General features: G+C 67.1%; 11 protein-coding genes. 7 read left to right on the top strand and 4 right to left on the bottom strand.

Translation table 11 applies throughout. The features are described 5' to 3' along the window. Together ON27_RS30575 and ON27_RS30570 are read right to left on the bottom strand one after the other, a co-directional pair. A partial coding sequence (locus ON27_RS30575; protein ID WP_157227442.1) for a helix-turn-helix domain-containing protein occupies positions 1-730 on the bottom strand: 730 nt, incomplete at its 3' end. Between the two features lie 30 nt (positions 731-760). After that, positions 761-1,273 carry an ASCH domain-containing protein gene (locus ON27_RS30570; RefSeq protein ID WP_218003072.1) on the bottom strand — a complete coding sequence of 171 codons (513 nt, stop codon included), beginning with the start codon at positions 1,271-1,273 and terminating at the stop codon, positions 761-763. Positions 1,274-1,528: 255 nt separating this feature from the next. Here ON27_RS30570 and ON27_RS40870 point away from each other — a divergent pair, with 255 nt between their 5' ends. The 4 genes from ON27_RS40870 to ON27_RS30550 are packed head-to-tail and all read left to right on the top strand — an operon-like array spanning position 1,529 to position 5,620. Then, positions 1,529-3,415, top strand: coding sequence for a class I SAM-dependent methyltransferase (locus tag ON27_RS40870; protein ID WP_063711395.1), 1,887 nt, complete (start codon positions 1,529-1,531; stop codon positions 3,413-3,415). Further along, positions 3,412-4,104: a class I SAM-dependent methyltransferase gene (locus ON27_RS30560; RefSeq protein ID WP_043735518.1), complete on the top strand. Its 693-nt coding sequence runs from the start codon at positions 3,412-3,414 to the stop codon at positions 4,102-4,104. Before ON27_RS40870 ends, ON27_RS30560 begins: the two co-directional genes overlap by 4 nt. Beyond that, on the top strand, positions 4,104-5,231 hold the full coding sequence (locus tag ON27_RS30555; protein WP_218003071.1) for a hypothetical protein: 1,128 nt from the start codon (positions 4,104-4,106) through the stop codon (positions 5,229-5,231). The genes ON27_RS30560 and ON27_RS30555 overlap by 1 nt, the downstream gene beginning before the upstream one ends. Before the next feature lie 14 nt (positions 5,232-5,245). Then, entirely contained in the window at positions 5,246-5,620 is a 375-nt protein-coding gene (locus tag ON27_RS30550) for an S-adenosylmethionine decarboxylase family protein (RefSeq protein WP_063711396.1), read from the top strand. A gap of 607 nt (positions 5,621-6,227) precedes the next feature. On the opposite strand, the gene ON27_RS30545 is transcribed toward ON27_RS30550, so the two are convergent. After that, on the bottom strand, positions 6,228-6,560 hold the full coding sequence (locus tag ON27_RS30545) for a hypothetical protein (RefSeq protein WP_157227440.1): 333 nt from the start codon (positions 6,558-6,560) through the stop codon (positions 6,228-6,230). 306 nt (positions 6,561-6,866) lie between these two features. On the opposite strand from ON27_RS30545, the gene ON27_RS30540 reads away from it, so the two are divergent. Next, positions 6,867-7,373: a hypothetical protein gene (locus ON27_RS30540; protein ID WP_157227438.1), complete on the top strand. Its 507-nt coding sequence runs from the start codon at positions 6,867-6,869 to the stop codon at positions 7,371-7,373. Positions 7,374-7,735: 362 nt separating this feature from the next. On the opposite strand, the gene ON27_RS30535 is transcribed toward ON27_RS30540, so the two are convergent. After that, positions 7,736-8,536 (bottom strand): hypothetical protein, encoded by an 801-nt coding sequence (locus ON27_RS30535; protein ID WP_157227436.1) that lies wholly within the window; start codon positions 8,534-8,536, stop codon positions 7,736-7,738. 153 nt (positions 8,537-8,689) lie between these two features. Here ON27_RS30535 and ON27_RS30530 point away from each other — a divergent pair, with 153 nt between their 5' ends. Both ON27_RS30530 and ON27_RS30525 read left to right on the top strand, forming a co-directional pair. Then, positions 8,690-9,235, top strand: a complete 546-nt coding sequence (locus ON27_RS30530) for a hypothetical protein (RefSeq protein WP_157227435.1) — start codon at positions 8,690-8,692, stop codon at positions 9,233-9,235. A gap of 95 nt (positions 9,236-9,330) precedes the next feature. Beyond that, positions 9,331-10,978 (top strand): hypothetical protein (locus ON27_RS30525; protein ID WP_043735503.1); only part of this gene is annotated, 1,648 nt, incomplete at its 3' end.

The following is a 10,978-nucleotide window of genomic DNA, read 5'->3' as shown; positions in this document are numbered from 1 at the left end:
GGTACAGCTGTCGGGCGTGTTCGATGTAGCGGGCGCCGGCCGTGGGGCCGAGCACGAGCGCGCTGTCGAATGCTTCGGCCGAGGTCAGCGAAGGGATCGAAACGACTGCGGCGCGCTCGGAGGCGATGAAGTGCCGTTCGTAGTAGTAGGGGTCGTCGATCATGCTGATGTGCAGGGTCTTCACACCGAGAGAACGGTCTCCCGGATCGCGGAGCTCGACCAAGCGCAGCAGGTGCTCGGTGAACACACGGTTGCGCGGGGGACCGAACAGGATCCGGTAGTGCACGAGCCGGGGGCGGTGCAGTAGCGCGTGCTCGATGGCCTGAAGATAGGCGGGGTCGCGAGAGCGGGAGCCGGTGCCGACGAGGTAGTCGCGGGCTCCGTCGATCACTGCCAGCATGGCCTGCTGCAGTTCGTTGTGTGTGAGCACCAGTCGCGGTGCGTCGGGTTCGTGCCGGGGCTGCTGGTCCTGGTGGGCGAAGAGTCGTTCGGCAGGCTGGCGATAGTAGTCACTGAGCATCCGCCGGTACTTGGGGCTGGTGTGGTGGACGCCGGTTTCCCACTTCGACAACATTCCCGGGTGGACTCCCGAGGACCCGTCACCGGAGAGCTGGTCGAGGTTGGCGCAGACCTGCTCGAGAGTCTGGTGCCGGTCGAGGCGGGCTCGGCGGAGAGGAGATACGAACCGGTCGTGGTCAGGTGGAGTAGGCGGGCGGTGTCGTCTGGTCATCGGTGCACCGGCCCCCTTTCCTGCTGCCTCTCAGGGTACGGCGGAGGCGTGCGGCTGGAGCTGTAGTTCGCGCACAATCGCTCCGGCGGCCAGCTCGTCACACAACGCAGCCAGCGCGGGGTTGCGGTCGACGAGGATATAGCCCTGCGGCGGATGCCATTTCCCGAGCGCAGCAGCCAAGTCGTCGGCGGTGAATCCGCTGTACTCGCGCACCCGCTGGATCGGCAGCGCGACACCCCGGCCAGCGGGCTCGAGGTAGGAGCGGACCGGTTCGCCGTTGCCCGGTCGGGCGTGTTCGGCGATGGCGGCGATTTCGGCTGGGCTGCCGGTGATCGGCTCACCGAGATCGATAACCGCGGTGAGCCGCGAGACCGGCGCGTTGAGGTACACGATCCAGGTGGAGGGGGCATCGGTGGCATACCGTTTGCGGTACTCGAACACCTTCTGCCCGGCCATGATCAGTTCGTAGTACTCGGCGTGTAGCGACATCAGCACCCGCGGCGCTGGGGCCGGGAATCCGATGTCGTCGAACAGGTCGGGCACTGCGAGTCTCCTTCGCCGGGACCGGGTCGCCACCACGGCGCGAGCCGGCGGCCTGCTGTATGGCAGGGCAGTCTAGCCGTCCGCTGATTTCCACCACGGGGGTGCTCTGGTGCTGGGGTTTTCGTCCTGATCGTGAAACCTTGCGATCCACCGCGCATTTTTTCGGCCGGATCGTGACCTGGTCATCTACCCGCTGGGTGCCGGATCCTTCATGCAGCCAACGGATTTCGGCAGATGCGGTGGAGGTTGACAGCGGTGAGCAACACGATCGGATTTCCTCGCGAGTCGGCACCGGGGGAGCGGCGCACCCTGCTGACGCCCGCGGTAGCGGCCGCGCTGACTGCCGCCGGATACGAGGTGCTCGCCGAAGCCGGCATCGGCGCGGGCGTGTTCATCTCCGACGCCGAGCTGGCCGCGGCGGGTGTGCGTTTCGTCGGTCAAGGCAAGGTGTGGTCGGCCGGGCTCGTGCTGCGCTACAAGTCACCGGATCCGGCCGATCTGCACCAGGCGCGGCCAGGCCAGTCGATCGGCGCGCTGTTTCATGCCGAAGGCGACCCCCGTTTGCTGGAGAAGCTGATTTCGACGGGAGTGACGGCGTACTCCTACGAATTCCTCTGTGAGAACGGTCGTTTTCCGCTCGCTGTCGCGGGTGGGCAAATCGCGGGCGTACAGGCGGTGCTGCACGGCGCGCTGGCGCTGCAATCCCACCTCGGCGGCCGAGGAGTGCTCTTGGCCGCGATCGATGATGCGCCACCGGCGCAGGTGGTGGTGATCGGCAGCGGTAACGTCGCGGCGGCCGCGGCGGCCACCGCCGCCCGGCTCGGCGCACAGGTGACCGTGCTCGCCCACACGGCTGCGTCGGCCGCCGAATACACCGCGCACGCCCCGGCTGGCGTGCAGGTGGTGGTGAACACCGACACCGCGCGAGCCGCTGCGCTGGCGCAGGCGGATCTGGTGATAGGCGCCATTCTCATCTCCACCTACGACACCCCGCCGATGATCACCGAGCAGGACCTGGCCCGCATGCGGCCGGGCGCGGTCATCGTCGATGCCACCTGTGGGTACGGGCCCGGCTACCTGCCGACCGCGGGGCCGCTGCAGCAGCCCGGCGACCACCCGCACATGGTCGCGGGTATCGGGCACGTGCGGTTGGACGCACTGCCTGCCCTGGTGCCGGTGACGACCACGACCGCCTACACCGCCCGCATCCGCGACTACCTTGTGCGCTTGGCCGATGTCGCCCTGGCCGGCGCGAGCGACCCGGTCATCGATACCGCTCGCATCGCCACCGCCGGGCGCCTGGTCCACCCGGTGTGCCAGCAGCACGCCGCCTTCTACAACGCCGCAGCCACCGGCGACGCCTCTGCTGCAGAGACCACCACGGTGGTGGCCTCCTACGACCAGCGCGCGGTGTTCAGCAGGGCCGAAACCACCAGTGTGCCCCGGCCCCACGGATTGGCCCAACTGCTGGCCACCTGCCGCCATCTCGTCGAGGTTCCCTGTGGTAGCGGACATTTTCTGTCCGACTACGCCCGCGCCGATGTGTCGGTGACCCTCGCGGACGCCAACGCGGCGATGCTGAAGGAAGCCGCCGAGCACGCCCACGAGGTCGGGATCCCCGAGTCTCGCCTGTCCGTGGTGCAGGGGCTGCTGAACCGGCTGAGGCTGCCCGACGACGTCGACATGGTCGTGGTACCGAACGCCGCACTCAACCAGCTCGCCTACCAACAGCCTCTCACCGCCGTGGCCGCCGCCCTGCATGCAGCCGCCGACCGGACCGGTGTGCAGCTGCTGGCTCAAGTCGCTGTCACCACCGACGCAGGCCCGGACACCGCAACACGGTTCTTCGATCCAGCGGTGCCCGACGACGATTGGGTCGCAGACCGCTGGTTCGATCCCGCCGTCGGCGGCGCGGTGCAACGCCGCCGCCGCCAGCGCCGCTTCGGTGACCGGCTACGGCTGGAGTTCGCCTACCTCGACGGTCACGGCAACACCGTGCACACCACCACAACCCACATCCAACTACTCACTCACACCACGCTTTCGGCCGCATTCGAGCTCGCGGGATTCGGTGAGATCCGGGTGCGCCCAGGCCCGGGCGGGCTGTGGGAGCTGCGCGCGGTGACCGGGCGACAGCCGTGAACGCCTCATCGACCGGGCCTACCGAAGCCGAGGCATACCTCGCGCGCCACTACCGCGACCGGTTCCGCTACGGCGAAGGCACCGAACAGATACTGGCGATGCTGCGCTCGATTCCCCCGGTGCGGCGGTGGGTGGATTTGGGCAGCGGTTCACAGACGATGATGTGGGCGCTGGCATTGACCGCCGACAGCGTGATCGCCGTCGATGCCGATCCCCATCGCCTGCAGTTGCTGCGGCAACTGGCCGCCGCGGCCACCCCGGACCCGGTCCACGCCACCGTCGCCGCCCTCTGCGGCCAACCCCCGACCGCGTTCACCGCCCGCTGCCGCACGCTCGCCGCGACCGTGGACGCCGACTGTCTCTGCGCCGACCCCTCCCAGCATCCGATGCTTCCCGCAGCAGCGTTCGACCTCGTCACCCAGTTCGGTCTGCTCGGACTGTGCAGCAACACGACGCATTTCGTCGACGCATTCGCCACCCTGCACCGGCTCACCGCGCCCGGCGGCTGGGTAGCCGGCGCGAACTGGGAAGCCGCGAACGCCACAGGGCGCGTGGCGTTGACCGCGCCGCTGTACCAGACCGCGGCCCACGCCGCTGAGCTCGACCTGGCACAGCTCGAACGCGTCGACAGCGCCGACCCCGACTTTCCCGCCGTGTGGATCTATTCCGGAACCCGAAGGAGACCATGATGGCCACCGCCCCTGACGACCTGATCTTCGCGCCGGTCGGCATCGCGCACCTCACCAAATCCAACACCGACCTCGTTCGCGCCGCCGCCACCGGCGCCCGCCAGCTGAGGATCACGACCGCCGCGCAACTCAACGGACACCCGCACGTCGGCACCGTAGTCACCGTCATGTGCGTGTTCGCTCTCGCTCAGCGCTTCGCCACTGACCTGCGCTTGCCCGCCACCGTGGTCTTCGACGCCTTGGACAACGCGCCCGCCGAGCACATCACCATCGACGGCGAAAACTACGTGCGCACCGTCGCCGACCTCATCGACCACGGCGACCTCGACCCAAACGACCGGATTTCCGGCTTCACCCGGCTACTGGCCTGGGCGTCGGCACGCAGCGGCATCCGCTACGAATTCCGCCCCTACACCGTCTACCAGCAACTGCCAGCCGTGCGGGAATGCCTCTACCGCATCGCCTCCCAACGCGACCGATTCGCACCCTTGGTCGCGCCCGCCGACGGCATAGTCCGCATCCGGCCCCGCTGCCCACAGTGTCGGCTGATGGAGAAGTCCGCCCATCATCTCTCGATCTCTACCGGCGACGGTGTGGTGCACCTGGATTCGCGCTGCCCGCTGCACGGCAACTACCGCGAGACGATCGACATCGCCGGCACCGCGGGCTGGTTCGACGCCAACACCCCGGTGCGGTCGGCGCAGAAAGGGTTCTTGCTGGCGGCCGAACGCGACCAGTACCAAGCGTGCTCAATCTCGATCGACGGATCGGACTGGGGCGGCGCCTGGCACGCCCACGTCCTCGCCCCCGCCCTGGCCACCCTCGGCGTGCCTGCCCAGAACTGGCCGATCAGCCTCTTCACTCCGCTGATTCTCGACCGCAGCGGCGGCAAACTGTCAAAAACCCTTTACGTCCGCTACGGCAAGGCCTACGCCGATCTCCCCGAAGCGTTCCTCGACCTCGACCGGTTACTCGACGAACACGGCGACCCCGCCCTGCAAGCCTTATGGGTGGAAGTAGCACGGTGGGCTGACGAACCTCGCCGCCTGCACCGCGCCTACACCGTCGACTACCTCGCCGCCCTACTCGATGCAGCAGTCGAACACCCTGGCAGGCGCATCGCATGACCGGCGACAGAGACATGATCCACCGCCTCTACGACCTCAGCGACTGCACAATCGAACCGTCGGCCGACGCGCTGATGAGCGCGATGCACGCGACTGTCGATCGGCTCGGCTGTACGGTGCATGCCGTCGTGCCGGTCACGTTCGTCCCCCACGGCACCACCGCGGTCATCGTGCTCGGCGAATCTCATCTCGTCGTATCCACATGGCCGGAATATCGCGCCGCCCACATCGACTTGTTCACCTGCCGCGCTGACTGCGACCCCACCACCGCTGTGGCATCGATACTCGCGATCTTCGGCAACCCCACCGTGCGTCAACACCGAGTTGAGCGCCCCCTAACTGGCACTAAACCGCCGCGCCTGTCCCCGCACCAGAGTCAGCGTTCTTGACCGCTTACCCCAGGCGCCGCGACGACTCGGCGCGACGAAGACCGTCGCCCGCGATGAGGCTAACCAACCAGGCGGAACCTGCCCCGGCTGTCGGGTTTCACCGCGGTCGTGAAGCTCTCCGACGAGGGCGAGGGTAGTGGCCACGCGAGTCGGCGCGCCGCGGCGCTGGGCAGCTACGCGGCTCATCGCGACCGGATTCCCGAGCAGTTCGCCGCCCAGGACGCTGACCGCGGTGAGGTGATCTGGGCACCCGACGAGCCGGCTGCGCTGCGGCCCGCCCAGGTGCAGGACTGGTACATCGGCTGGAACCGGCCGCCGCCGAAGCACTGGCCAGCGTGGGTTATCCGATCGACAACCTCGTCATCGCGGTCAACTCACGCGACCACCTGCCCAGCACCTGCCCAGACTGCGGCGGCGAACTGTCCTCGGGCACCAGCCCGCGTCGCCGACGCCGCCGCACGCGGCGCATCCGCATGGGAATGCTTGGGCTGCCGAGCCGCCGGACTCCTGCAACCGACCGAGCGGCCCGCACTCTAGCCGCGAGCCGCACTCAGGAAGCGCGGGTTCACTGCCCACCTTCCTGCTGCTCTCGCAGTTTCCGGTCGGCTCACTCGAACAACGCGCGGACACGGGCCTCGGCGTCGGCGATCTCCTCTGGGGTGGGTTCGGCACCGTCACCACCGCGGCGGCGGGCCGCTTCGTCTGCCTGATAGCGGGCTTCGGCCTCGGCCTCGACCTCCAGCTGCCGTGCCGCCTCCTCGGCCCGCGCGGCAGCGGCCTCGTCTGGGTGCTCACGTTCCCAGACGACCGCGGCCCGCACGCCCTCACTCAGCAGCCGATGCAGGCACGCCTTGGCGATCCACTCCGACAGGTTCTCCCCGGCCGCCTCCTGCACATGCGCGAACAGGGCATCGTCCATCGAAATCTCTGCTGTTGCCATGCCTCGCAACGATATGCCTGCTGCCGGTCCAGACAGCCCGATGATGGAAGTCTTCTGCAGTCGGAATCGCGCTTCGGCGGCATTGTCGTGTGCGTATCCGGCCAGCTGCCTCAGCCGCGGGCAGATCTGCGACGGGAACTCCCCGGGCGAGGGCGTGAGTGTCGGCGGGCACGATCGAGCCGTGGGCACCGGTCACCGGGTGAGTCGCAATAGGCACGAGCAAGCCGTTTGAGCGATTGACGTCTGTTAATCCGCACTGCCGCCATCACGCCCCACCAATCGCGTACGGCCTTCACTATGGAGACTGTGACCGACAAGGAACCGCACCTGACGATCCTCTACTCCTGCACCGCGAACTGCCTTCTGTACGAGGAGGATCCGGGACCTGCCGAACTCAACATCGGCTCGGAACTCGAGCCGCATATGGTGCCGCGTAGTCACGCGTGGCGTGACTACTACGCCCACCACCTGATCACCCAGATCTCTGCCGACATCGCTCGGCTCAGGCAGTGCTCCGAATGGGCTCACCAGCAGCACGATCGAGACGACCTCCCCGACGACCTGACCTCGGCGGAGCGAGATGAGGCCAAGCAGTTCTGGCAGTGCGCCATCGAGATCGCGGACATGGCCATCGAGATCATAGAAGGTGCCGGCGCGGCCACTGATGAGAAGGCTCGCCAACGACTGCTGGCGAGCAGCGAGCACCTTCAGATGGGTATCGCTTTCGGGGCGCTGCCGGATGTGGTGGCCCAGTCCGCGGCCGATCTCGTCGACAAATTGGACCGAATCGACCAGTCCAACCCTGGCGACTAGTGTTCGGACTCTTCCATCTCCTGCGCCGCGTCCCACTCGTGTTCCGTGACGTGGCCGCGCTCGGTCGGCGTGGGGCCCGAGGATCGTCGGATGCTCGAACTCCCATATCGCCTTCTCCAGCAGGGAGCGGGCTTCGCGGCTGCGCAGTGAAAGCTCCTGCCGGTGGACGTCATCGGGGACCGTGCGGACCTGGTCGTCGAGCTGGGGGATGCGCTCGCCCAGTCGCACACCGGTTTCGCTCCTGGGGTCGTGCCACGGCGTTGCAGTTCGGCGATGACCTCGCTGTATTGCTCGTTCAGGGTGGCCACGTCTCTACTCCTGTTCCCGGGCGTGCTCCTGGTCAGTCGAAGATCTCCGCGGGGTCAGCGGGTGGATGGGCCGGTGGCGACTATGTGGCGGCCGTTCTGCACGGTGAGTCCGACGTCTGCCAGCGCAGCTTCGACAGCAGGTAGCAGTTCGGCTTTGTCCTCGTCACGCAGATGCAGCCACACGTCGCGATGGACGTAATCAGGCCACTGGAGATCGCCCAGCGTCACCTCGGCCCTACCCTCAGCGCCCGAGGCGCCGCTGGACTCGGCCAGTATCCCGGCTTGGAGCAGGGTATCGCGGGCCAGGATCGCGACAGCGTGTGCGGTGAGCGGGGCGCGGCGCAGCGTGTTGGTGGTGTCGTGGGAGACCCTGGCGGCCTTGGCAATACGGCGGCCGGAGACCGTGTTGAAATGTGCCGGGCCCGAGAGCTGGACCATCGCGGCGCGTCGGGCCTCGAGTTCGGCGATGCGTTTACTGAGCGACCGGACGTACTTGCTGGTCGCCTGCGCGGAGTGGGCTGCGCTGATCTGCGTGATCACCTTCCCGTCGGGGTCTATCAGCGCCGCGATGACTCGATCCGGATCGGGATCCACCCATCGGGGCACTTCTCCCAGTTCGCAGCGGCCCATCAGGATCACCGTGAACTCTTCACCGACGAGTTCGGCAGCCAGCTGCTCGGTGGTGAGTTCGGCGTCGGCCCCCAGCGCGACATGCTCCGCGGTGGGGTCGTAGTCGTGGCCGGCGACCTCCACGATCCTGCGTACGGCGACCGCGGGGATCTCGGCGTGGGACGACCACTGTTGGTAGACGAAGCGCAGCGAAGCGATCCGGGCGGAATCGGAGCGAATATCCACGCTGCCATCGTAAGGCAATCTGTCATACATGACAGAATTTCTGTCATATACCGGTTGGCGAGCGTCTCCGAATCCCATAGTGGCAGTTCTTTTCCTGGTCACTTGGTTTGATGGCGGGACTAGCGCAGGCCGTTCCGCGAGATGGAGTACGCAATGACGAAACACCGACGTCATAAGGCCGCGATTCCCGCACGTGAAGCCGAGACCGGCGCGGCGTACCCGGTGGCGCGGCGACAGCTCGGAGTCCCCGGAGCAGGCGCGTCGGCTTCTATCGACTCAGTACCCACCAGTGTGGAGATGCTTCCACCGCTGAAAGGTTGGACGCGGCCGAGCTATTGCCGGTTCTGGGCCGAGACGGCTGCCGAGCACGGACTGTTGATGGCGGTGGCCGTCAGTTCGGGGCCCCGGTGGTGGGAGCTCGATGATCTGGTCCGCGCCGCCGCCGGGCAGAACCGGCCCACCGAGCAGCGGGATCTGTGGATCAGCATCGGCGGCCGATTCTTCGTCACCAAGCGCGAGCACCTGTCGGCGATCACTGAGGCACTGGATGCCGAGGGCGCGCTGCCGCGCTTGGTCGTTCGCGCGGTGCCCGATGCGGCGCATTGCGACCATGCCGCGTGCCGCCGCCAGCCCATTCGAACGAGCACCGTCGATGTGTCGGGCGTCATAATCCTCAATCCACACCGCGAGTGTGAGTGACCGACATTTTCGCCTTCTCGGGTCGTAGCGTCAACGAGGTCAGCGCGTCCTTAGCACCGCCCCGACCTACTCACGACCCGCTGGAGGCGCACCTCATGGCAGTGGACCATCAGAACGACCTCACGACGATTCTGGCTGACCCTGATCCGACCTATCAGCAGGTCGTGGACGCCGTTTACGAGCTGCAAGCGGCGATCGCTTCTGAACGCATTCTGCCGATGATGCTGGACTCGGCAACGAGGCCGGTCGTCGACCCGGGTATCCGGGGCCTGGCAACCCGTATCGCTGCCGCCGCCCGCGCCAACGGTGCATTCAGTCCCGACGAAGTCGACCGCCTCGAGGGGACTCTCACCGACGTCATCGAGCGCGGTGACCACGAGCACGCGATGTGGGCCCGGATCCGCAACCCGGAGTTGAATCGCGAGTGGCACCAGAAGGTGCGGCGCGGCGATGTGCCGCCGAAGTGGGTATGGCCGCTGTTCGCCGACGCACCCGGGTTGGAGCAGGTCCGATACTCCAGCTACATCGACATCGTCGTCGAACACACCTCTGAAGAGTTCTTGTCCGGGATCGCCGAGCTCGCCCAGCGCGTCGCATCAGGCCCGTCGGCATCCTATGACGATGGCACCCGATGGGTGTACGAGTGCCGCGAGCAGGCATATGTCCTGGCCGAGGCTCTCCGCGGCCCCGGCCAGGCAGGTCTCAACGCAGGTCAGCTGTACCGCGCGCAGCAGGCGGTTGCCGCGCTGTTCAACCTCGAACGGCTGCTCGACCCCGTCGGCAGAGCTGTCGACGTGCAAGCCATCATCAACCAGGAAGTAGCCCACCAGAACTGGCACAGCGGCCGCGCGGTCCGGATCGTCCCCGGCCCGGCAGCAGCCCAAGCCGAAGTTACGGTGAACCGGTGGGAGTGGCGGTCGAGCTTGGAGACACTCGAACAGTTGCTGATACGCCAAACTACAGCTCACATGTCACCCCCGACCAGGGACGAATTCTGGAACGAAGTCGGCCAGCAGGTCGACCACCTCGAACGTAACCTCGAAGTTCTCAGCGAACCCGAGCAGGCCCGCGCGCTGGCACTGCTGGACATCATGCGGGTGGGCGCGCCGCTGGAGAGCGCCTGGCCATTGATCACCAGCAGGGAATTGTTCGAGTTGCAGGACTTCCAGGGCCACATCAGCGATCCACCAAGTCCCTCATTGATGGCGCGCTCCAGGTTGATCGCAGCCCTTGCCGAACTCGAACACAGCGCAGCCGAGCACCGCAGCGCTTATCCCGGCCAGCCGCTGCCGTATGCGGTGACCATCCATGCCCGCCGCATCATGGCCAGCGCCTCATACAGTTACGCGGTCCACCACACGGAGTCGGCAAGAATCGACGCCGTGGTCGCCGAACTGTTGAAGGGGGGCGAGAGCCGGTACCTCGTTCAGCGAGTTCTTCACTCGCATCTGGCGCAGTTGTGGTGGCAAAGTAGCGTGGACCGCGCCGACGGCAGCGACTGGGTGTTGGCGGCAGCGCGGCCTGGCCATTTCCCCGATCTCCCCGCTCTGAGGCCGATCGAACTGCCCGAGGGGGACTGGCCACTGCTGACCCGCGAGGGGTTGCGCACCGAACTGGAGGATCTCTACCGGCACGTCCGCACCCGGCCGCAGCCGACGCCGACCGCACAGCGCTCGGAACTGTACCGGCAGTGGGAAGACGAACTGTACGAGCGTAGCTACCGGATCATCAACACCGCGCGCA

Source organism: Nocardia asiatica NBRC 100129, from assembly GCF_000308415.1.
Classification (GTDB): Bacteria; Actinomycetota; Actinomycetes; order Mycobacteriales; family Mycobacteriaceae; genus Nocardia; species Nocardia asiatica.
Note: the sequence above shows the minus strand (reverse complement) of the source record. Positions and strands in the feature narration are given on the sequence as shown.

Bases quoted from the DNA above. Each gene is read 5' to 3' on its own strand.
- ON27_RS30555 (WP_218003071.1), top strand. From the start codon at position 4,104: ATGGCCACCGCCCCTGACGACCTGATCTTCGCGCCGGTCGGCATCGCG.
- ON27_RS30550 (WP_063711396.1), top strand. From the start codon at position 5,246: ATGATCCACCGCCTCTACGACCTCAGCGACTGCACAATCGAACCGTCG.
- ON27_RS30545 (WP_157227440.1), bottom strand. From the start codon at position 6,560: ATGGCAACAGCAGAGATTTCGATGGACGATGCCCTGTTCGCGCATGTG.
- ON27_RS30530 (WP_157227435.1), top strand. From the start codon at position 8,690: ATGACGAAACACCGACGTCATAAGGCCGCGATTCCCGCACGTGAAGCC.